The organism is Cytobacillus sp. Hm23, assembly GCF_051842895.1.
Lineage (GTDB): Bacteria > Bacillota > Bacilli > Bacillales > SM2101 > Nanhaiella.
On the sequence record NZ_JBPXRQ010000007.1, the window covers coordinates 130253 to 151905 of the forward strand.

The 21653-nt window shown below is 36.6% G+C and carries 21 protein-coding genes; all 21 read right to left on the reverse strand.

Annotation, left to right across the window (positions count from 1 at the left end):
* Window positions 1-6: 6 nt before the first annotated feature.
* Window positions 7-1329 carry a flagellar hook-length control protein FliK gene (locus tag ACSVDA_RS06025; protein ID WP_485881668.1) on the reverse strand — a complete coding sequence of 441 codons (1323 nt, stop codon included), beginning with the start codon at window positions 1327-1329 and terminating at the stop codon, window positions 7-9.
* Window positions 1330-1364: 35 nt separating this feature from the next.
* The gene (locus ACSVDA_RS06030) at window positions 1365-1973 is read right to left on the reverse strand and encodes a MotE family protein (protein ID WP_485881670.1); all 609 of its coding nucleotides are present in this window, start codon (window positions 1971-1973) and stop codon (window positions 1365-1367) included.
* Window positions 1973-2422 (reverse strand): flagellar export protein FliJ, encoded by a 450-nt coding sequence (fliJ, locus tag ACSVDA_RS06035; RefSeq protein ID WP_320208691.1) that lies wholly within the window; start codon window positions 2420-2422, stop codon window positions 1973-1975. Before fliJ ends, ACSVDA_RS06030 begins: the two co-directional genes overlap by 1 nt.
* A gap of 5 nt (window positions 2423-2427) precedes the next feature.
* A complete protein-coding gene (gene fliI, locus ACSVDA_RS06040; RefSeq protein WP_485881671.1) occupies window positions 2428-3726 on the reverse strand; it encodes a flagellar protein export ATPase FliI in 1299 nt (432 codons plus the stop codon).
* A 24-nt stretch (window positions 3727-3750) separates the two neighbouring features.
* The gene (fliH, locus tag ACSVDA_RS06045; RefSeq protein WP_485881672.1) at window positions 3751-4515 is read right to left on the reverse strand and encodes a flagellar assembly protein FliH; all 765 of its coding nucleotides are present in this window, start codon (window positions 4513-4515) and stop codon (window positions 3751-3753) included.
* Entirely contained in the window at window positions 4508-5527 is a 1020-nt protein-coding gene (fliG, locus tag ACSVDA_RS06050) for a flagellar motor switch protein FliG (RefSeq protein ID WP_320208689.1), read from the reverse strand. The genes fliH and fliG overlap by 8 nt, the downstream gene beginning before the upstream one ends.
* 11 nt (window positions 5528-5538) lie before the next feature.
* Window positions 5539-7125, reverse strand: a complete 1587-nt coding sequence (gene fliF, locus ACSVDA_RS06055; protein ID WP_485881673.1) for a flagellar basal-body MS-ring/collar protein FliF — start codon at window positions 7123-7125, stop codon at window positions 5539-5541.
* Between the two features lie 207 nt (window positions 7126-7332).
* Window positions 7333-7629 carry a flagellar hook-basal body complex protein FliE gene (fliE, locus tag ACSVDA_RS06060; RefSeq protein ID WP_485881675.1) on the reverse strand — a complete coding sequence of 99 codons (297 nt, stop codon included), beginning with the start codon at window positions 7627-7629 and terminating at the stop codon, window positions 7333-7335.
* An 11-nt stretch (window positions 7630-7640) separates the two neighbouring features.
* Entirely contained in the window at window positions 7641-8090 is a 450-nt protein-coding gene (flgC, locus tag ACSVDA_RS06065; RefSeq protein WP_320208686.1) for a flagellar basal body rod protein FlgC, read from the reverse strand.
* 3 nt (window positions 8091-8093) lie between these two features.
* On the reverse strand, window positions 8094-8489 hold the full coding sequence (gene flgB, locus ACSVDA_RS06070) for a flagellar basal body rod protein FlgB (protein ID WP_485881677.1): 396 nt from the start codon (window positions 8487-8489) through the stop codon (window positions 8094-8096).
* A gap of 497 nt (window positions 8490-8986) precedes the next feature.
* Window positions 8987-9766, reverse strand: coding sequence for a GTP-sensing pleiotropic transcriptional regulator CodY (codY, locus tag ACSVDA_RS06075; RefSeq protein ID WP_320208684.1), 780 nt, complete (start codon window positions 9764-9766; stop codon window positions 8987-8989).
* Window positions 9767-9905: 139 nt separating this feature from the next.
* A complete protein-coding gene (hslU, locus tag ACSVDA_RS06080) occupies window positions 9906-11303 on the reverse strand; it encodes an ATP-dependent protease ATPase subunit HslU (protein WP_485881679.1) in 1398 nt (465 codons plus the stop codon).
* A gap of 20 nt (window positions 11304-11323) precedes the next feature.
* The gene (gene hslV / locus ACSVDA_RS06085) at window positions 11324-11866 is read right to left on the reverse strand and encodes an ATP-dependent protease subunit HslV (RefSeq protein ID WP_214482673.1); all 543 of its coding nucleotides are present in this window, start codon (window positions 11864-11866) and stop codon (window positions 11324-11326) included.
* 26 nt (window positions 11867-11892) lie between these two features.
* A complete protein-coding gene (xerC, locus tag ACSVDA_RS06090) occupies window positions 11893-12795 on the reverse strand; it encodes a tyrosine recombinase XerC (RefSeq protein ID WP_485881681.1) in 903 nt (300 codons plus the stop codon).
* Window positions 12796-12861: 66 nt separating this feature from the next.
* Entirely contained in the window at window positions 12862-14169 is a 1308-nt protein-coding gene (gene trmFO, locus ACSVDA_RS06095) for an FADH(2)-oxidizing methylenetetrahydrofolate--tRNA-(uracil(54)-C(5))-methyltransferase TrmFO (RefSeq protein WP_485881682.1), read from the reverse strand.
* A gap of 83 nt (window positions 14170-14252) precedes the next feature.
* Entirely contained in the window at window positions 14253-16328 is a 2076-nt protein-coding gene (topA, locus tag ACSVDA_RS06100) for a type I DNA topoisomerase (protein ID WP_485881684.1), read from the reverse strand.
* Window positions 16329-16504: 176 nt separating this feature from the next.
* Window positions 16505-17386, reverse strand: coding sequence for a DNA-processing protein DprA (dprA, locus tag ACSVDA_RS06105; protein ID WP_485881685.1), 882 nt, complete (start codon window positions 17384-17386; stop codon window positions 16505-16507).
* Window positions 17387-17449: 63 nt separating this feature from the next.
* Window positions 17450-18352 carry a succinate--CoA ligase subunit alpha gene (gene sucD, locus ACSVDA_RS06110; protein WP_214482669.1) on the reverse strand — a complete coding sequence of 301 codons (903 nt, stop codon included), beginning with the start codon at window positions 18350-18352 and terminating at the stop codon, window positions 17450-17452.
* A gap of 18 nt (window positions 18353-18370) precedes the next feature.
* Window positions 18371-19531: an ADP-forming succinate--CoA ligase subunit beta gene (gene sucC, locus ACSVDA_RS06115; RefSeq protein ID WP_320208677.1), complete on the reverse strand. Its 1161-nt coding sequence runs from the start codon at window positions 19529-19531 to the stop codon at window positions 18371-18373.
* Window positions 19532-19629: 98 nt separating this feature from the next.
* On the reverse strand, window positions 19630-19911 hold the full coding sequence (locus ACSVDA_RS06120; RefSeq protein ID WP_485881688.1) for an EscU/YscU/HrcU family type III secretion system export apparatus switch protein: 282 nt from the start codon (window positions 19909-19911) through the stop codon (window positions 19630-19632).
* The gene (locus ACSVDA_RS06125) at window positions 19908-21647 is read right to left on the reverse strand and encodes a hypothetical protein (RefSeq protein ID WP_485881689.1); all 1740 of its coding nucleotides are present in this window, start codon (window positions 21645-21647) and stop codon (window positions 19908-19910) included. Before ACSVDA_RS06125 ends, ACSVDA_RS06120 begins: the two co-directional genes overlap by 4 nt.
* Between the last annotated feature and the right edge of the window lie 6 nt (window positions 21648-21653).

Here is a 21653-nt window from a genome sequence, read left to right on the forward strand (position 1 = left end):
TATCACCTACACTTGCAAATTAAGTAATTCTTCCTCAAAAGAAATTGCTTGCTCATTATGCTCATTATCGTTAGAGTCATCCTCTTGCTTTTGCTGACCGCCTTGTCGATCGTTAGAGTCACGATTAAGAAACCTTTCAAATTGTTGCTCTTGTTGATTAGCAATAATTAATTTATCTACTTGAATGTTTTGAGCTTGAAAAGATTGCCTTAAGCTATGAAGCTGTGATTCTACTAAATCTTTCGCAGCAGTAGAGGATGTAATAATTTTGGCTAGCATGCCAGCTTCACTTTGTAATAGCTCTATGCGTAATGTTCCAAGATGCTCTGGAAACAGCTTAATTTGTAATGATTTATTGCCATTCAAAAAAGACAAATTACTTTTCGCTAAGATGTTCTGAAAATCTTTAATAAATTGCTCTTGATTGACCTGTTTTGTTGGTTGGTCAACAAACAGCACATATTGTTGTATTTTATCCATTGGCCCTTGTGGTACATCAGTTGCAATAACTGGGCTAGTTATTATGTCAACTGGCTGTTTAACAGTCATTCCTGCTAGCAATAATTCACTTTCTGCAACGTTGTTTGTTGTAGCTTGATGTGTTGAACTCCTCACAACAGGCTGACGAATGGGACTAAGTAGCAATGGTTGTCCGTTCACAAAGTTACTTGTCGTCTCAGTTTGTTTATTTGAGGAGTCAGTTGTTGCCTTACCTGCAACGTTAGCGACTAATTGCTGTAGTTTAGCAAGAACGTCATCATTTAATAATGACTCTTCTGTCGTATTTTTCATGCTAGCATTCATTTTCATTGCTTCAAGAACATTCATTAGTAGCTGTAAGCTCGATTTTATATGCTCATTTTGTCGTAGGATAGCTGGATCATCTACCTTATTGATCATGTCCGTAAGTCCTACTTGCGAATGATTTTCTACGAACGCTGCCAGTTGTGTATTCAAAGCAGTCATTGTTTCGCCATCCAAATGTTGCAACTCAGCTGACATTTGGATCGTTGATAAGATTTGTACAAGATCTGTTAGCAACGGAGCTATATCTTCATTTGGTTGTAGCTCACTTAATAACTGATTAAGCTGCTGTATAGCTTGCTCAATGTCTATATTAATAAGTTCCTCGATTGCAGCTTCTCCGTCTAAATCAGAAGTGATAGCTTCGCCAGAGACTGCTGCTTGATCATCAATCGCTCCATCTTGATTACTGTTATTAAGAACTCCTACTAATTTGTCCTTAAATGAATTGGCATCAACGTTATTTGAATGTGTTGTTATTTCCATCGTGTTTTTCGGTGCAGGTTGAAGCATTTGTACGTTCATCGTTTTTTCACCTCCTTCCAAAAAACTCACTCATATTATTCAGCAATATCAGCTGTACTAGAAACATCACTACTCCCATACGTTAATAGCTTCGTAAATTTAGCAGCGGTCTCTGGGTCCATTTTCGCAAAAATAGCAGCACGTTCATCACTTTTCATAGTAGCTAATATAGGGAATGCATCGACCTCTTGCATTTCAGATAGAACTGCAGCTGCACTTTTTGCCGACATCGTTTCATATGTTTTCACGATATCCTTCAAAGATTTCTCCGCATCCATCTCTGCTTCTTCCTTCATTTCTAGCCTATATTTATAGTTGCTATTTTCATCTTCTAAATCTTCAACTTCTTGTTGTATTTCGGACATTTTATTAGTTAAATTAGCTATTTCTGCCTTTTGATTATCTATAATTTCCTGTAAATCTATTATTTGTTCTCGTGATTCTTCTTGCTGCTGTTCAGTGCTAGCAGTAGTTGGCATGAAAAGAATTTGTTCAGTATATTGTTTCGCAGTTTGGAAGACGTTTACTCCTAACAATGTAAGAACGATGAGTGTAATGGTTAACAATAAGGTGAACGGGATTACAAAAAACAGAAGAAACCGTTGGAACCAATTAGATTTTTTTTTTGTAGAATTTGTAGCCATTATCCGTTCACCTGCGCTTTTAGAAATTGCTGCATTGAAATTTCATTCATAAGATTATTTTCAATTGCTTTATTTGTTAAAAGGAAGTTTTCGTAATCCTTTTCTTTCATTTTTTCATATTTTTTCATTTCAATATTTGCTTCAATAAGCTTTTTCTCTTTCATCTGCATTTGTAGCCGCGCTTCAGCTACTAAGTTTTGATATATATTTATTGATTTATCAATATGTGAAATGAGTTGTTGATGATGTCGAATATCTTGGATAGACAATCCTGAAGATATTTTTGTTATTTGTTTTGCCTGTGAGTCTTCCTTTTGCTTCAATAGTTCGTACAATTTATTTCCTACTTCTTCGAAACGTTGAACAGCACTGTTATATTCTGTTAAAGTTGAATCTTTTTCGTGTTCCTTAATTGATAAGATGTGATGAAATTTATAAGTATATTTCATAATGTCTATTCACCTTTTTCTATTAACCGAAGTAAGCTCGTCACACTTTCTTGACTACTAATTTTATCACTTGTATTTTGCTTCAAATACTGAATTAGTTTAGGATAAAAGCTTATCGCATTGTCAATTTCCTTAGAGGAACCACGTTTATATGCACCTATATTGATAATATCCTCTGAGTTTATATACGTTGATAATAATTCTCTAAATTGTTCTGCAGCAAGTCGGTGTTCTGAGTGTACGATTTGATTCATGACTCGACTTACACTTTTTAGAATATTGATTGCAGGAAACTGACCTTTATTTGCGAGATTACGATCTAAGACGAAGTGACCGTCTAAAATCCCTCTTACAGCATCTGCGATAGGTTCATTCATATCATCACCGTCAACTAGAACAGAATAAAAGGATGTGATCGTACCTACGTTATTTGTCCCTGTTCTCTCTAGCAATTTTGGCAATATCGCAAAAACTGAAGGCGTATACCCTTTCGTTGTAGGTGGCTCACCGATAGCTAATCCGACTTCACGTTGTGCCATTGCAACACGCGTAACTGAATCCATCATAAGGTTGACATCAAGACCTCGATCTCGAAAATATTCAGCGATTGCTGTTGCTGTATACGCTCCTTTTATTCTCATCAAAGCAGGCTGGTCTGAGGTTGATACGATGACGATAGAACGCTTCAAACCTTCAGCTCCAAGATCTCGCTCAATAAATTCACGGACCTCTCTACCGCGCTCTCCTATAAGTGCAATGATGTTTATATCTGCGCTGGTGTTTCTCGCGATCATGCCCATTAAAGTACTTTTACCAACTCCAGACCCTGCAAAAATACCGACGCGCTGCCCTTTTCCTACAGTTAGTAAGCCATCTATGACCTTTACACCTACTGCCATTTCCTCCGCAATTGGAGGGCGATCCATTGGATTTGGTGGCTGTTGCTCTGCTTTTACAGCGGACAAGCCTTTCGGTAATTCATCACCATTTAACGGATGTCCTAGCGAATTAAGGACTTTACCTATTAATGCTGAGCCAACTTTAATTTGTAAAGGTTTCTTCGTTGCTTCCACGATGCTGCCTGATGATATGCTGTTGACGTTCGTATATGGCATTAGCACGACAAATTCATCTCTAAATCCAACGACCTCAGCCATAATTTTATTGCTCTTGTTTGAATCTACGTATATGTAACAAACGTCTCCTATTGAGCTTTCAGGACCTTTTGATTCAATCATTAAACCGACAACTCTCGTTACTTTTCCGTACCGTTTATATGAATCTATAGAATGAATTTCATTCATAAGGTCATGTAGTTTCAACGACAATCATTCCTCTACTAAAAGATCAAAGAGCTTCGTTTTAATTTCCTTAAGTTGACTATCAATACTTGCATCTATTTTGCCAAATGAAGATTCTATAATACAACTCGTTTCATTTCTCTCTTCATCTGGATAAACATAAATATCTGTATTATGATTCACTATATCTAATAGTTCTTTCATGTTATTTGCTACTAACTCGTAATAGGAAGGATGAACATAAATTTTAATATCACTATGCTCCTTGACTTCTTTTAGAGCCCGCTTAACAATTTGCACATAATGTTCTTTGTTCTCTTCAAGATGTTGACCGAGGATACGCTCAGCGACTAGCATTCCTAGTTTGAGCGTTGTTTCCTCAGTTGAGTCCAATTTCTCATGATAGTCTCGCTTAGTCATGTTAACGATAGCTTGTGCTTCATCGATCACTTTCGTATATTGAGCGTAGCCGTCTTGTTTACCAGATTGCAGCCCTACGCTATAACCATCAGTCTTTGCAGCAGCGATAAGCTGCTGCTTTTCACTTTCCCAAGCTGTTTTATCAGCTTCAATAGCTTCAGTTATTTGGTTCACATACATGTCAGCCTGCTTTTTCATTTGCATCGCTTCTTGCTCTGCTGCTGCAAGCATTTGTTGTGATATTTGTTTCCAATCTTCATTATTATTACTTTGGTGTTCAGTAAGCTCAGGGTGGGAAAATGATTGCAACCCTATAACCTTTTTGTCAATAGGAGAGACGTTCGCAAATGGTGCCTTAATGACTTTAGACAATAATATCATCTCCTCCACCACGGGCAACGACAATCTCACCAGTGTCCTCTAAGCGACGAATCGTAGCTACGATTCGTGATTGCGCTTCCTCTACATCCCGTAACCGAACTGGACCCATAATTTCCATCTCTTCTTTAAAGTTGTCAACCATTCGTTTCGACATGTTTTTGAAGACGATTTCTGTAACTTCCTCACTCGATACTTTCAAGGCAAGAATAAGATCCTCATTTTGAACATCACGTATAACTCTTTGAATAGCACGATTATCAAGTGTAACAATATCCTCAAATACAAACATTCTCTTCTTAATTTCTTCAGCAAGCTCGGGGTCTTGTACTTCCAACGAATCGAGAATCGTTCTTTCTGTACTTCTGTCAACACCGTTTAAGACTTCAACAACAGATTCGATTCCACCCGTCTGAGAATAATCTTGTGTCACAGTTGTTGACAGATTCTTCTCCAATATTTGCTCAACCTCATTTATAATCTCCGGTGAGGTCCCTTCCATTAAAGCGATTCTTTTTGCTATATCCGCCTGTAATTTTTGTGGAAGTTCTGATAATATTTGACCAGCTTGTGTAGGTTCTAAATAAGACAAAACTAACGCAATCGTTTGTGGGTGTTCATTTTGGATAAAGTTTAAAATTTGACTTGGGTCTGCTTTCCTCGCAAAATCAAAAGGTTTTACTTGTAAGGAAGATGTTAAACGATTAATTATGACCGCTGCCTGCTCACTACCTAGAGCCTTTTCTAAGACAGTCTTGGCATATCCAATACCCCCTTGTGCGATATAATCTTGCGCAAGAGCGATATTGTGGAACTCTTCCATAATATCTTCCTTTGATTTTGAATCTACTTTTTTAACATTAGAAATCTCTAATGTTAGTCTCTCAATTTCTTCTTCAGATAAATGTTTGTAAATCGAAGCAGAGACGTCTGGCCCAAGAGAAATTAAGAGAATGGCCGCCTTTTGTTTGCCGGTTAATTTTACCTTACCATCCTTAATAGCCATCTTTTTTCCTCCTAATCATCAGATAACCATGATCTTAGCAATTTCGCGAAATCTTCTGGTTTATCTTGTGCCATTTTTTCTAGTTGTTTTTTACGCACGAGTGTTTCTGTTTCTTGTTCATTATTTACATCAGGAAGTGAAATTGGTGGCTGCTCTTCTAGATCAATATCTTCAACAGCTGCCTTTGATCGTTTTCTCACTAACAAGATGATCAGAATGATGATTGTTAATAATAATAGTCCACCAACAATATATACCCATGTCGGTACTGATGGTTTTACTTCCTCTTCAAAAACTGTCTTCCCATTAAATGGAGAAACAGAAACAACGACTTTTTGCTGCAATTCCTCTTCTGTAAGTTCCTCGACGTCGTTCTCTTGATTGATGGTCGTACGAACGATAGTACTTAGAATTTGTTTAATATCCTCTTCTTGCTGCGCTGGTAGAGAATTACGATCATCCGCTACAGGTGGCTCTACCATCACTTGAATACTAAGGTCACGTACCTTATATGGACTTTCCACTATTTCTTTAGTAATTCGGTTTACTTCATTATTGATCGTTTCTTCGATCCGTTCATAATCGCCAGATGTTTCCCCATCAACTCCAGGGTAATTGGTAATATCATTATCACCAGTTCCGTCTATACCACCCGCTTGAGCTCCACTGCCTGTAAACGTTTCTGTAATACGTTTAGCACTAATTGCAATACCTTCATTATTTTCCGGATCTGTTGCTGTAACTAAATTTTCCTGACGATTTTCTTGTGTAAAATCAAGGTCAGTCGTAACTGAAACGACTACCTTATCCTGACCCATCATCATGCCGAGCATTTGCTGAACTTGGCGCTGTATCCCTCTTTCAACATCACGTTTAATTTCCAATTGATTCGCAATTATTGAGCCAGCAGAATAATTATTTTCATTATTTAAGTCAAAATACTGAAAATGTTGATTCATAATGACGATATTATCAGTAGGAAGGTTTGGTATGCTTTTTGACACTAAATGATAAAGTGCTTTAATATTGTTATCTTCAAATTTATACCCGTCCTTTGTTTGCAAAACAATTGATGCTGTAGCTTCTTCATCAACTGAACTTACGAATAAAGCCGGTTCAGGAAGATAGATCATTACCGTTGCATCCTGTACACCATCAATACCTTTAATTAAATTAGCCAATTCGGTTTGTGTTGCTTCTAATTTCAACATGTTAAATTCATTTTCTGTCGTTCCTAAGCCAGAATCGTTCCCAAAATCTGCATAGTCAAAGCTCCCGCTTTCAGGAATTCCTTCTGCTGCTAATTCCACTAAGAGTGAATCAACCATGTCAGCGGGCACATAAATTGTCGTACCGTTATTTGAAATTTCCGATGCAATACCTCTGGAATCTAAGGTAGCTTTAATTTGTCCAGTTTCTTGCGGTGTTAAATCGACATAAAGCGGTTGAAAATTTTTATTATTAACGAAGAGAAGTATGACTGAAATGATTACAATCATTAGGGCAATCGCCCCAATGATACTTGCTTTTTGAGTTTTTGATCGTTCATTCCAAAAATTTAAAGTGTTTGTTTTATATTTCTGAATTAATTCATTCATCTTATTCCCCCGGTTATTTTGGCAAATTCTCGGTTGAGTAAATAACCGTTAGTGATTATTATACTTATTACCATCTTAATGATTTAACGGTTAAGAATTTATGTTTTATGAATGGCTGTTTTCGCATACCACTTTTTTGGTACTAAATTAATAGCGATAGCAACAATGTTTACGAAAAGAGCCTTAAGAATTCATGACTATTGAACATTACACTTGCATTCTCATAATTTCCTGATAGGCTTCAACTGCTTTGTTGCGGATTTCTAGTGTTGTTTGCAATGTAATGCTAGCTTTTTGAGCTGTAATCATAACATTATGTAAATCAACATCTTCACCGTTTACGAGACTTTCAATTGCTTTGTCTGATGCTACTTGTGATTCATTAACTTGATTTATTGCGTTATTTAACATAGTTGAAAAGCTTTGTTGTGCTTGTGCGGGTGTGACGTTCTTATTATTTTCTTGAATGATCGTTGGACCGACTAATTGAGTTGGGTTAATCATTAGTTATTCACCTACTTCCCTATTTCTAACGCTTTCATTAACATACCTTTTGATGCATTCAAAACTGTTACGTTCGCTTCATACGATCTTGTAGCACTCATTAAATCAACAACTTCCTTTAATGGATCAACATTTGGAAGTTGAACATATCCTTGCTCATCTGCATCAGGGTGGGTTGGGTTATAGGCTAATTTAAAAGGTGCTTCATCTTCAATAATTTCAGTCACTTTCACACCATTACCGACATGACTATCATTCATCGCTTGATTCAAAAATGATGAAAACGTTCCTCCCTTTTCTTCTGTGACGACCATCTTTCTTCTATAAGGCTGCCATTCTCCATCAACTAAAGTAGCACGTGTAGTATCAACATTTGCCATATTGGATGAAACTACGTCCATTCTTAGGCGTTGCGCAGTCAAAGCAGAGGCAGTTGTATTCATACTCTGAAAAATCGACATTTATTATCTTCCTCCTTTTATCACTGACTTTAACGATGAGAACTTCCCGTTTAATAAGTCTGATAATGCATAGAAGTAAATTTGATTTTCTGCTAAATTTGTCATTTCTTTGTCTATATCGACATTGTTTCCATTATGACTATACATCTGCTCACTTTGACTCGTAATAGAAATTGGATGTTGTGAAGTAGAAGACGATAAATCAAAGTGTCGATCATTAGTCTTATAACCTCTAACCTCATCTACTGCACTCGCCAATTCTGATTTAAAATTTACAGATTTAGCTTTGTAATTTGGAGTGTCAACGTTAGCAATGTTATTAGCTATCACTTTTTCCTTTTGAGACGAGTAATTCAGTCCAGTTTGCAGTGTATTAATCGTATCGGAAAATAGCTTCATATATTTCCCCTCTATTCTTTTAAATTACTTATTTTTGCATTTCATATGATATATGAAGTGGTCATTTAACTAGTAAAACATACCTTAGAAATAGTAGGATATATTACCAAAAAATCATAATTTCATTATAACAGCTTTAGGTTGCATGTCTATACACTACATCTAAAAAAACGACAAATTACCCCCATAAAAAAGGCGATAAAAGTCGAATATACTATTTTTGGATGTTAAATTTATGGGTAAATTTACCCTTGATTTCCACCTATTATCATTTATGTAACAGGATATGTCATATATAGTCGATCTTGGCGTATTATTGCAGCATAACGAAACGCGAACAATGCTTACGATAAGACGTTTTTAAGCTCAAAAAAAACATCTAATACGAGGTATCAGATGGTTACATCACGTTAGGATACTAAGCAATGCTGTATCACATAGAAAAGCCCCCATCCTATATAGGAGGGGGCAATTATTGTTAATATATAGTGTGATGATTAATTAGATTTAAGCTTTTCTAGCTCTACTAAAAACTTATCATTTAACACCTTAATGTACGTACCTTTCATTCCTAGTGAACGAGACTCTATTACACCAGCACTTTCTAACTTTCTCAATGCATTTACAATAACAGATCGGGTAATACCTACTCTGTCAGCGATTTTACTAGCGACTAATAGACCTTCATTTCCATTTAATTCTTCAAAAATATGCTCAATCGCTTCTAATTCACTATAAGAAAGTGAGCTGATAGCCATTTGTACGACAGCTTTACTTCTCGCTTCTACTTCAATTTCTTCAGCTTTCTCACGTAAAATCTCCATTCCTACAACAGTTGCTCCGTACTCAGCAAGAATAAGATCATCATCATGGAACTCTCCTTCAACGCGAGCCAAAATCAATGTTCCAAGACGTTCTCCCCCGCCATTAATTGGCACGACAGTCGTAAGCCCAGATTTAAATAATTCTCTATTTTCTACAGGGAAAGCTGTGTATTCGCTTTGTACGTCTAAATTAGAAGATGTTTCAGTAATATTGAATAAGTTATTAGTGTACTCTTCTGGAAATTGGCGATCTTCTAACATTTTCTTCATGCGCTCATTTTCTATTAATCGATTAATTGAAAAGCCAAGTAGTTTACCACGGCGGCTTAAAATGAAAATATTACATTCAATTACATCACGTAAAGTATCAGACATTTCTTTAAAATTTACTGGTTTTCCAGCGGCTCTTTGGAGCATAGCATTAATTTTTCTCGTTTTTTCTAACAAATTCATTTCTTTCTTCCTCCTGTACTTTGCATTCATCAACTTCAGAGGTTATGCAAAAAGTCCGATACAGAACGATAATACTAAGTAGATCTTAGTAGAATTTCTGATCTTAGCTGTTCTTTTCACCCTCCGTTAGAACACCTAGTTATAATATAAATTGACTTAAGTCCTTATCTTTTGCTATCATGCTCAGTTTTTCTTCAACATATTGTTGTGTTATCGTTATGCTTTCCATCGTAATATCAGGAGCTTCAAAAGATAATTCTTCAAGAAGTCGCTCTAAGATAGTATGAAGTCTTCGTGCTCCTATATTGTCAGTATTTTGATTTACGTCAAATGCGATTTCAGCAAGCTTACGAATAGCATCGTCAGAAAATTCAAGTTGTATACCTTCTGTGCCTAATAATGCTGAATATTGTTTCAATAAGGCATTATTTGGCTCTGTTAAGATTTTAACAAAGTCTTCAATCGTCAACTTCGTTAATTCTACACGAATCGGAAATCTCCCCTGTAACTCTGGAATTAAATCCGACGGTTTAGCGATGTGGAATGCTCCAGCTGATATAAATAATATGTGGTCTGTTTTTACCGACCCATATTTTGTAACGACGGTTGAACCTTCAACAATCGGTAGAATGTCTCGCTGCACACCTTCGCGAGATACGTCACCAGAAGATGATTGTTGACTTTTACTTGCGATTTTATCAATCTCATCAATAAATATAATTCCTGTTTGCTCTGCCTTTTGGACAGCTTCTTGTGTTACTTCATCCATATCGATAAGCTTCTGTGCTTCTTCATGTGTTAATACTTTGCGAGCTTCACGTACAGTTAATTTGCGTTTTTTCCGCTTCTTTGGCATCAGCCCGCTCAAAGCATCCTGCATGTTCATGCCCATTTGTTCCATACCTGAGCCTTGAAGCATGTCGAACATTGACGGTTGCTGTTCCTCTACTTCAACAGTCACATAATAATCTTCAAGCTCTCCTAATGCAAGTTTATGGGCAATTTGCTTGCGCTTTTCTTTTACTGAAACCTCGTCAGCTTGTTCCTCATTGTCGCTTTGGGAAGATTGTCCTCCAAACAGCATCTCAAATGGATTTTTATAATTTGATTGTTTAGATTTCCCTGGAGCTAACAATTCAACTAGACGTTTGTTGGCATTTTCTTCGGCTCTTTCTTTCACTGCTAACATTTTTTCCTCTTTAACAAGACGGACCGACGTCTCCACAAGATCTCTGACCATAGATTCTACGTCACGACCAACATAACCTACTTCAGTAAATTTAGTTGCCTCTACTTTAACAAATGGAGCTCCGACAAGCTTAGCTAAACGTCTAGCAATTTCAGTCTTACCAACGCCAGTAGGGCCTATCATTAAGATGTTTTTCGGTACAACTTCATCTCTAAGCTTCTCATCGAGAAGACTTCGACGGAAACGATTTCTTAAAGCAACAGCAACAGCTTTTTTTGCATCACTTTGACCTATTATAAACTTATCTAACTGCTCTACAATTTGTCTCGGAGTGAGATTCTTTCTCATTAAAAACCCTCCTTCATTGCTCAAAGTTGTTCAACAATAATCTGATCATTTGTATATACACAAATTTCACCAGCAATTTCTAAAGCAGCTTTGGCGATTTCTTCAGCTGATAAATTATCTCCGGCATAATTTTTAAGTGCTCTACCTGCAGATAATGCATAATTACCACCTGACCCAATTGCTAAAATTCCATCATCAGGTTCGATTACTTCACCGGTACCCGAAATAAGTAATAAATGCGTTTTATCCATTACTATTAACATCGCTTCTAGTTTATGGAGAACTTTATCTGACCTCCACTTTTTCGCGAGTTCAACCGCAGCTCTTTTAATATTTCCATTATACTCTTCAAGCTTGCCTTCAAATAGCTCAAACAGCGTAAAGGCATCTGCAACTGAGCCCGCAAAGCCTGCTATAACTTTTCCTTGAAATAGTTTTCGAACCTTTTTGGCAGTGTGTTTCATTACAACGGCATTACCGAAAGTCACTTGACCATCACCTGCCATCGCACATTGCCCGTTGTGGTGAATAGCAAAAATTGTTGTAGCATGAAACGTTGACATGACATATCCTCCTTTTTTACACTCACTCAGGCTCTTGGATGATGCTTCATGTAAATATTACGCAAATGATCTTTAGTTACGTGCGTATATATTTGTGTTGATGACAAATGTTCATGCCCTAAAAGTTCTTGAACAGATCGCATATCCGCACCTTCATTTAATAAATGTGTGGCGAATGTATGCCTAAGAACGTGTGGACTTATATGTATAGTTATGGAAGCCTGCTTTATCATCTTATCGAGTATGACACGAACACCTCTTGCAGTTAAAGGCTCACCTCTGTAATTTAAAAACAGATGTCCTGTTTTTACTTGCGACTTATCCTGCAAGATTTGCCTACCTTCAGAAATGTATTTTTCTATTGATTCATGAGCAAAGCTACCAAATGGCACGTATCGTTGTTTATTTCCTTTTCCAGTAACTAATACTGTACCAATTGAAAAATCTAAGTCTTGTATTTGAATATTACAGCACTCACTAACACGAATACCAGTAGCATACAACAATTCTAGTATTGCTTGATTACGGAGCCCTAAAGGCGTTGTAATATCACTGACAGCAAATAATTGTTTTAGCTCTTCTTCATATAAAAATTGCGGTATCCTTTGTTCCTGCTTCGGCAAAGCAACGATGGAAAAGGGATTTTCGTTCACTAATTCTTCTCTTAACAAAAAGGCGAAAAAGCTACGCAGGCACGAAACCTTTCTTGCTATAGACTTTCTTGCATATTTCTTGCTATGTAGTTCAGTCAAATAGATGCGAACATCAGCATATGAAACATCCAAAAGCTTATCAATCGCCTGTTGATTCATAAACTGAAGAAAATGCAAGATATCATTTTTATAATGCATTATGGTATATTCTGAATAGTTTTTTTCAATTTGTAAATATTCAATAAATAATTGTAATTGTTTGTTCACATTTTTCAATTCGGCATACACCTCGCAAGGGCTACTAAATAGTAACATACTTTAGTAGCCCCTTGCAAACAATTTCTATACATTTTTTATAAAATTCTGAATTGTTTCTAACGCACGATTTGCATAGCGTTCATAGCGTTCTTTTTTATTCTTTATCCTTACACCTAGGTCAGGAAACAAGCCAAAATTCGCATTCATCGGCTGAAAGTTTTTTTCATTTGTCGTTGTAATATACTTAGCCATACTTCCTATTGCTGTTTCTTCAGGAAATACTAACAAGCTCTTTCCGTCCACTGATCTGGATGCATTAATTCCGGCTACCAAACCTGAAGCAGCAGATTCAACATATCCTTCTACCCCTGTCATTTGGCCTGCAAAAAACAAATTTGGCTTATTATGGAATTGGTATGTCGGCTTAAGTAGATGAGGTGAATTAATAAATGTGTTTCGGTGCATCACCCCATACCTAACGATCTCAGCATTTTCTAAACCAGGAATAAGTCGTAACACTTCTTTTTGTGCTCCCCACTTTAAATGCGTTTGAAAGCCCACTATATTGTATAACGTTCCTGCTGCATCATCTTGTCTAAGCTGAACAACAGCATGCGGTCTTTTTCCTGTACGTGGGTCTTCTAAACCAACGGGCTTTAACGGGCCAAAAAGCATTGTTTTGTGACCACGTTGTGCCATAACCTCAATTGGCATACAGCCTTCAAAATAAATTTCCTTCTCAAATTCTTTTAGTGGAACTACTTCTGCATTAATTAAAGCTTCGTAAAATGTATTAAATTCCTCTTCGTTCATAGGACAGTTAATATAATCAGCTTCACCTTTATCATAGCGAGATTTTAAATAAGCCTTGTCCATATTAATACTTTCTTTGTCAATAATCGGTGCAGCAGCATCATAAAAATAAAAATAATCCTGACCTGTTAGCTCTTTTATGTTGTTAGATAATGCCTTTGATGTCAAAGGTCCAGTTGCGATAACTGTAGGAGCATCATCTATAGCAGTAATTTCCTCGTTAAAAACTTTAACATTCGGGTGATTTTTCACATAATCTGTTACTTTGCCCGCAAATTCGTGGCGGTCAACAGCTAACGCTCCACCTGCTGGCACAGCACATTCGTCCGCTGCTTTAATAATAACTGAATCTAACATACGCATCTCTTCTTTAAGTACACCTACAGCATTTGTTAAGCTGTTTCCTCTCAGAGAGTTACTACAAACTAGTTCAGCAAATTTATCTGTATGGTGTGCAGGTGTTTGTTTAACAGGTCTCATTTCATATAAATTCACCTGAAAACCACGCTTAGCAATTTGCCAAGCAGCTTCACTTCCAGCAAGCCCTGCACCAATTACGTTTATAGCTTTAGTAGTCATTCTTTTTCCTCCATCATTGCATTAACTTACACAGTTTTTTGCTATCTAAAAGAGGTGAGCGTCAAGTTAGCTCACCTTTATGGTTACTTCTGTTGCTCTTCTTTATAGTCACAATTTACACATTGAACTTGCATACCTTTTTTCAGTTTTTTCTCAACAAGCATGTGGTCACATTTAGGACACATACGTGCAATCGGTTTATCCCAAGAAACGAAATCGCATTCTGGGTACAAGTTACACCCATAAAATACTCTTTTCTTTTTACTTTTACGTTCAACGATACTCCCTTTATTACATTTTGGACATTGAACACCTATTTCTTTTACGATCGGCTTCGTGTTACGACAATCAGGGAAATTTGAGCAGGCCATAAACTTACCGTATCTTCCCATCTTTATGACCATTGGATTCCCACAAAGCTCACAATCAACACCTGCAGGTTCATCCTTAATCTCCACTTTCTCCATTTCTTTCTCTGCTTTTGTTAAATGCTTTTCAAAGTCTTGATAAAATTTATCAATAATCGAAATCCATTCAACATCTCCAACTTCAATTTCGTCAAGGTTTTGTTCCATATTAGCTGTAAATTCTACATCAATAATATCTGGGAAGAATTCAACTATGAGGTCTAATACAATTTCACCTAATTCAGTTGGAGTGAACCGCTTATTTTCTAGCGCAACATAACCACGTCTTTGAATAGTGTCTAAAGTAGGTGCATACGTTGATGGTCTTCCAATACCTAACTCTTCAAGCGTCTTTACTAGTCTTGCTTCTGTATATCTCGGCGGTGGTTGTGTAAAGTGCTGCTTTGGCTCTAGGTCCTTTGAAATAACTGTATCACCCTTTTGCAGATCAGGTAACATATGATTTTTTTCTTCTACTTGATCATCTGTACTCTCAACGTATACTTTCATAAACCCAGGGAATTTAACTTTTGAGCCATGTGCTTTAAACATCACACCTTCATTTTCTAGCACAACAGTCATCGTATCCATCGTTGCTGGAGCCATTTGACTTGCAACGAACCGTTCCCAAATAAGTTTGTATAAACGAAATTGATCTCTACTTAAATACTGTTTGATTGAAGCTGGGTCCCGTTGTGTAGAAGTTGGTCTAATTGCTTCATGTGCGTCTTGAGTATTAGCTTTCTTTTTTTTGTTGCGTTTATCCTCGGATAAAAATTCTGTTCCATATTTATCTTCTATGTAAGCAGCAGCTTCATTTTGGGCAGTATCAGAAATCCTTGTAGAGTCAGTACGCATGTATGTAATGAGACCGACTGTACCACCCTTACCAAGCTCAATCCCTTCATAGAGTTGCTGTGCAAGCATCATTGTTTTTTTCGCACGGAAATTTAACTTTCGCGCAGCTTCTTGTTGTAATGATGATGTCGTAAATGACAGCGCTGGATTACGTTTTCGTTCCTTTCTTGTCACGTTATTTACTAGAAATTCATTCCCGTTTATTTTACTAAGTACACTCTTTACATCGTCTTCCGACTTTAATTCTAACTTTTCACCCTCGATACTATGAAAGAAAGCTTCGAACTGTTTTTTGCCTTTAACGAAATCGGATCTGATTGACCAATATTCTTCTGGAATAAATTCTGCTATTTCTTTTTCTCGATCAATGATTAATCTAACCGCTACTGACTGTACTCTTCCAGCACTTAATCCTTTTTTTACTTTTTTCCACAATAACGGACTAATATTATACCCTACTAATCTGTCAAGTACTCTTCGAGCTTGTTGGGCATCGACTAAATCCATGTTTATCGCACGAGGATGCTTAAATGACTCTTTAATCGCATCCTTCGTTATTTCATTAAATACGACACGGCAGTTTGAATTAACATCGATTGCTAGGCTATGAGCAAGATGCCAAGCGATTGCTTCTCCTTCACGATCGGGGTCAGCCGCTAAGTAAATCTTTTTTGCTTTTTTTGCGGCATTTTTTAATTCCTTTAAAACTGGCCCTTTACCTCTTATCGTAATATACTTTGGCTCAAAGTTTTGGTCTATATCGACACCCATTTGACTTTTTGGTAAGTCTCTAATATGTCCCATGGAAGCTTTTACTTTATATTTTTTTCCTAAATATCGTTCAATCGTCTTCGCCTTAGCAGGCGATTCCACAATAACAAGATAATCTGACATTCAAATGTCCTCCTCAAGAGGGTAATGATAATAATTCTCTAGGCGTTCACAAATGGCCTATCTATTTTCTCAACTCTCAATATTAAAATAATTTTTTCTGATTTATAAAATCTTCACTATTATTAAATATTCACATACAGTTTGTCAAACACTACTCTCAAAAAAGTTAACAAACATTATATTTGTGATATAATTTCAGCTTCAATATCGTTGCTCGACATAACGAGCTTTGCCCCTTGTTGAATGAGCTTATTCGTTCCAATTGAATGCTCAGCAAAAATAGATCCTGGTATAGCAAATACCTCTCTCCCCTGCTCTAAGGCTTGATCAGCTGTAATGAGCGAACCACTCGATTCTCTTGCTTCTATAATAACTGTACCGAACGATAAACCGCTAATAATTCTATTCCTCATAGGAAATTGCCATCGTTCAGGCCTTACAAAGGGCGGGTATTCTGATAATAATAAATTTTCCTTACTTATCATATTTGCAAGTTTTGCATTCTCTTTTGGATAAATATATTGAAAACCACCAGCAATTACAGCGATTGTTTTTCCCTTGTGTAATAAAGCTAACTCATGAGCTTTAGAGTCTATACCTTTTGCTAAACCACTAATGACGGTCCACCCCGACTGAATTAAAGGTAAAATGACCCTTTCTATACTTCTCAAGCCATATGAAGAAGGGTATCTCGCCCCAACAACACTAAGACATTTTTGATCTGAAAGTAATCGAAGATCTCCTTTGGCGTAGATTACCCAAGGGGGATCATATATTTGTTTTAGCATGTTTGGATATTCATCGTCAAATATTGTAACAATGTGAATATTGTAATCACTATACTTATTTAGCATACTTTGGATGTTAGAAGAATGCAAATCTTTCATGAGATTTTTCAGTTGAGTAGTGGAGATAGGGAGATGTGGTCGAAGATCTGTAAAAGAAGATTGATAGATTTTTGTTAAATTCGGATCGTAAGTTAAGAGGTTTTTTATTGACCTCCATCCGATGCCACGACAATGATGTAGATGTATTAATGTTTTTCGAAAAGTGTCCATTAGCTCCTTCCTTTCAGATTAAATAGCCCCAAACCGAGTGGTATGGGACTATTTATTTATAGATTAATGAGTTTTACATTTTTCGTAAATGCCTTTTTCCTTAAGGGTAGAAATTAAAGTTTCTCCCATTACAGCTGGAGTATCAGCAACTTGAATTCCGCACTCGTTCATCACTTTAATTTTTTCATCAGCAGTTCCTTTTCCACCAGAAATAATGGCACCAGCATGTCCCATACGTTTTCCTGGAGGTGCTGTTCTACCACCGATAAATCCGACTACAGGTTTTGTCATATTTTCCTTCACCCATAATGCAGCTTCTTCTTCTGCTGTACCACCGATTTCCCCGATCATAATTACAGCATATGTGTCCGGATCTTCATTAAAAGCTTTGAGAGCATCGATAAAATCCGTCCCATTCACAGGGTCTCCACCAATCCCTACTGCTGTAGATTGACCAATTCCAGCTTGTGATAGCTGATGTACTGCTTCATAGGTTAATGTTCCAGAACGAGACACTACACCTACATGCCCTTTTGTATGAATGTAACCAGGCATAATACCTATCTTACACTCCTCAGGAGTAATAACCCCTGGACAATTTGGCCCAACTAAACGGGTCTTTTTACCTTCCATATACTTCTTAACCTTTACCATATCAAGAACTGGAATATGTTCAGTAATACAAATCGCAAGGTCAAGCTCTGCATCTACTGCTTCTAGAATTGCATCAGCTGCAAATGGAGCTGGCACATATATGACAGATACATTAGCGCCTGTTGCCTTCACTGCTTCTTCAACCGTGTTAAATACTGGGACGCCTTCAGCTTCAGTTCCACCTTTTCCTGGTGTCACACCAGCAACGATTTGCGTGCCATATTCTAACATTTGCTTAGTATGAAAAAGAGCTGTTGAACCTGTGATACCTTGGACGATTACTTTTGTATCTTTATTAATAAATACACTCATTTCGTTCCCCTGCCTTTCTTACCCTACGTGTTCTACGATTTTTTGAGCACCATCAGCCATTGATTCTGCTGCAATAATATTTAAACCTGACTCTTGTAAAATCTTCTTCCCTAGGTCAACGTTTGTTCCTTCTAAACGGACAACAAGAGGAACGCTTAATTCTACTTGTTTAGCAGCTTCTACAACACCCGTTGCAATAACATCACATTTCATAATTCCACCGAAAATATTAACAAAAATCCCTTTAACACTTTCATCAGATAGAATGATTTTGAAAGCTTCTGTTACTTTTTCCGCAGTTGCACCACCACCAACATCAAGGAAGTTTGCTGGGTCACCGCCGTAATGTTTAATAATATCCATTGTCGCCATCGCAAGGCCGGCTCCGTTAACCATACAACCGATATTACCGTCTAATGAAATATAGCTTAAGTCATATTTCGAAGCTTCAATTTCTTTTTGGTCTTCCTCATCAAGATCACGGTAAGCTAAAACGTCTTTTTGACGATAGAGAGCATTTGAATCAAAGTTTAATTTTGCATCTAGTGCCATAACATTCCCATCTCCCGTTACAACAAGTGGGTTAATTTCAGCAATAGAACAATCCTTTTCGATAAATGCTGTATAAAGACCTATCATAAATTTGACAGCCTTGTTCACTAGCTCTTTAGGGATATTAATATTAAATGCAATTCGTCTAGCTTGGAAGCCAGTTAATCCAACTACAGGATCAATGTACTCCTTAAAAATCTTCTCAGGTGTTTTTTCTGCTACTTCTTCAATTTCTGTTCCACCTTCCTCTGATGCCATTAAGACAACACGGGAAGTTTCACGATCCAATACAAGACCTATATAATATTCCTTTTTAATATCGCAGCCCTCTTCAACTAATAGGCGTTTGACTTCTTTACCTTCTGGACCCGTTTGATGAGTAACAAGTATTTTACCTAAAAGGTCATTTGCATATGTACGAACTTCATCAACGCTTTTCGCAACTTTCACGCCACCTGCTTTACCACGACCACCAGCGTGGATTTGCGCTTTCACAACACAAACTTCCGTTCCTAATTCTTTCGCTGCCTCAGCTGCTTCTTCAGCTGAAAATGCAACTTTACCATTCGGAACAGCTACCCCGTAACTTCTGAGGATTTCTTTCCCTTGATATTCATGGATATTCATTTCCCATCCTCCTACTAAATAACAAAATAAAATAGACTGCGCTTTCATTTTATATAATGGCTAGTATATTGTCTAGCATTCCAACAAAATTAATATTTTTATCTTTCACCTTGTTGTTTATCCACACGGTAAATAAAAGCAAAAATTTCTGCTACTGCTTCATATAATTCTTCGGGAATTGCTTCGTTAATATTTAGCTGACTTAACAAATTTACGAGTGTTGGATCTTCTTGAAGAGGGATATTATGCTCTTCAGCTACAGAAATAATATTCTCTGCAACAATCCCTTTTCCCTTACCAATAATCGTTGGGGAAGCTTTTTTTTCTCTATCATATTTAAGTGCAATCGCTTCTCTAATTAAATCTACTTTTTCACTCATATACGTATATCTACTCCATAATAATTGTTATCTACGTGCACTTTTTCTCCTATAGACCGAGTGATAGGCAAATTCCTCTCTCCTTCAGTCGACTGTAAAACTTTAACTGAAGATAGTTGATAGTTTAACGTAAGCAAATTTTCTTTCAACATATGCTGCATATTTTTAATGAGGTTAGCCAATCCTTCTGTATCATTAATAATTGAAATATTAATAATACGATTTTGAATGTGTACATCTATGACTGTTTCCTTTATTGTTTCTAACTCAACATAAAAGATTACTCGGCAATAATTCGGATCAATTTTACCACTCTGTTGTTTTTTCCCACTCCATTGTATTGATACATCAGTCAAACGATCGTATAACGGTACAGGTAGCTGCATCATTATATGTTGAAATGGACCTTGTTCCTGACTCAACAATTGTTGCGCATTTAATTTGTATAATACTGTCTCAATGTTGTCATTTAGCTGCTTAGATACAGATTGCTGTAAGATGGTTAACAGTAATGGTTTTATTGACTCTAACCTTTCAATTTCAATATCGAGAGGGGTTTTTGTAAAGTCTTTTAATAGTGATTCATAGTCTAAACCCATCGCTTTACTAATTTGTTGAAATGCCATTTTAACGACTGTACCATTTCCCCATCCTTCATTATTTTGAACTGATTGACCCATTTGGGAAAGAAACTGTTTCTCCTTATTACTAAAACCTATTAAATCATCCTTACCACTTTTAGTTATTTGCTCAACAATTTCATTTAGTTTATTGCTAATGCTACTCACATCCACATTTGAACCTAGACGTGAAGAGATTGTTCCAATAATACTTTTATCTTTGTCATTCAACCCCTCCGCCGGTAATATTGTTTGTAGCTGAGCTATCATTTTGTCAATATTCGGTAATATAACTGGCCTTTGTCCTTGATCCTTGACTGAATCAACATCTGCTTGTATAGTCTTGTTATAATTGGTTGTTTGTACAGTAATTTTATCGAGTATTGATAGTATAGTTTGTTTGTCAGTGATGTGAGTTTTGTCATCAATGAGCGTCTGCAGAAGCCTACTTAAAGCCGTTTCTTGAGATTGACTATTTACCGAAATAATCGACGCTAATTTCGCTTGCAGCAGTTTATTCTCTGCTGATTGGAATTTTTGCGCTCCTAATAACTCTTGAATTTGATGCAACTGTTTGCTTAACGGCTCTTTGCCGTATGTAGAAGAAATTGAATTATAAACTTCATCCGTAAATGGGAGGTCATTAACGAGCATCGTTTTAATCGTTTGTAACGATCCTTCACGATCAGTAGATTGTTGAAACCAATTACTAGCATGGTTGATCTCCACTTTAGTGAAGGGCATGTTTTCTTTCATCAAAAAACGGAGAAGAGCAACATTAACCTTAGAGTCTTCTAATTGAAATTGGCTGAGGAGTTTGCTAATCATACTAGACTCATTCATCTGATTTTTTGTGAATGTGGCATTTTCTAATACTTTTAAATATAATTGTCCTTCATGATTTGAAGCCTGAAACCAATAGTTCTCACCTACCGATAACGGTACTTCAAATGAAGCAAATAATTTCATTGCACCAATTTGAACCGCAGCAATATTTTTAGGAAAAAGCTTCGTTACCTTCCCTTGAAAAATATCTCCTTGATTAATTGATATAGCTTTAGTTTGTTGAATTTGCATATCGTTAATAAGAGTGTGCATAAGCGACGGATGAATCATATTTGT

What these genes read in the sequence shown, in the direction of transcription:
- dprA (WP_485881685.1), bottom strand. Translation starts at nt 17,386, where the DNA reads ATGGACACTTTTCGAAAAACATTAATACATCTACATCATTGTCGTGGC.
- codY (WP_320208684.1), bottom strand. Translation starts at nt 9,766, where the DNA reads ATGAATTTGTTAGAAAAAACGAGAAAAATTAATGCTATGCTCCAAAGA.
- ACSVDA_RS06025 (WP_485881668.1), bottom strand. Translation starts at nt 1,329, where the DNA reads ATGAACGTACAAATGCTTCAACCTGCACCGAAAAACACGATGGAAATA.
- topA (WP_485881684.1), bottom strand. Translation starts at nt 16,328, where the DNA reads ATGTCAGATTATCTTGTTATTGTGGAATCGCCTGCTAAGGCGAAGACG.
- fliG (WP_320208689.1), bottom strand. Translation starts at nt 5,527, where the DNA reads ATGGCTATTAAGGATGGTAAGGTAAAATTAACCGGCAAACAAAAGGCG.
- hslV (WP_214482673.1), bottom strand. Translation starts at nt 11,866, where the DNA reads ATGTCAACGTTTCATGCTACAACAATTTTTGCTATTCACCACAACGGG.
- ACSVDA_RS06030 (WP_485881670.1), bottom strand. Translation starts at nt 1,973, where the DNA reads ATGGCTACAAATTCTACAAAAAAAAAATCTAATTGGTTCCAACGGTTT.
- flgB (WP_485881677.1), bottom strand. Translation starts at nt 8,489, where the DNA reads ATGAAGCTATTTTCCGATACGATTAATACACTGCAAACTGGACTGAAT.
- trmFO (WP_485881682.1), bottom strand. Translation starts at nt 14,169, where the DNA reads ATGACTACTAAAGCTATAAACGTAATTGGTGCAGGGCTTGCTGGAAGT.
- hslU (WP_485881679.1), bottom strand. Translation starts at nt 11,303, where the DNA reads ATGAGAAAGAATCTCACTCCGAGACAAATTGTAGAGCAGTTAGATAAG.
- fliJ (WP_320208691.1), bottom strand. Translation starts at nt 2,422, where the DNA reads ATGAAATATACTTATAAATTTCATCACATCTTATCAATTAAGGAACAC.
- ACSVDA_RS06120 (WP_485881688.1), bottom strand. Translation starts at nt 19,911, where the DNA reads ATGAGTGAAAAAGTAGATTTAATTAGAGAAGCGATTGCACTTAAATAT.
- ACSVDA_RS06125 (WP_485881689.1), bottom strand. Translation starts at nt 21,647, where the DNA reads ATGATTCATCCGTCGCTTATGCACACTCTTATTAACGATATGCAAATT.
- fliE (WP_485881675.1), bottom strand. Translation starts at nt 7,629, where the DNA reads ATGATTAACCCAACTCAATTAGTCGGTCCAACGATCATTCAAGAAAAT.
- flgC (WP_320208686.1), bottom strand. Translation starts at nt 8,090, where the DNA reads ATGTCGATTTTTCAGAGTATGAATACAACTGCCTCTGCTTTGACTGCG.
- fliF (WP_485881673.1), bottom strand. Translation starts at nt 7,125, where the DNA reads ATGAATGAATTAATTCAGAAATATAAAACAAACACTTTAAATTTTTGG.
- sucD (WP_214482669.1), bottom strand. Translation starts at nt 18,352, where the DNA reads ATGAGTGTATTTATTAATAAAGATACAAAAGTAATCGTCCAAGGTATC.
- sucC (WP_320208677.1), bottom strand. Translation starts at nt 19,531, where the DNA reads ATGAATATCCATGAATATCAAGGGAAAGAAATCCTCAGAAGTTACGGG.
- fliI (WP_485881671.1), bottom strand. Translation starts at nt 3,726, where the DNA reads ATGAATGAAATTCATTCTATAGATTCATATAAACGGTACGGAAAAGTA.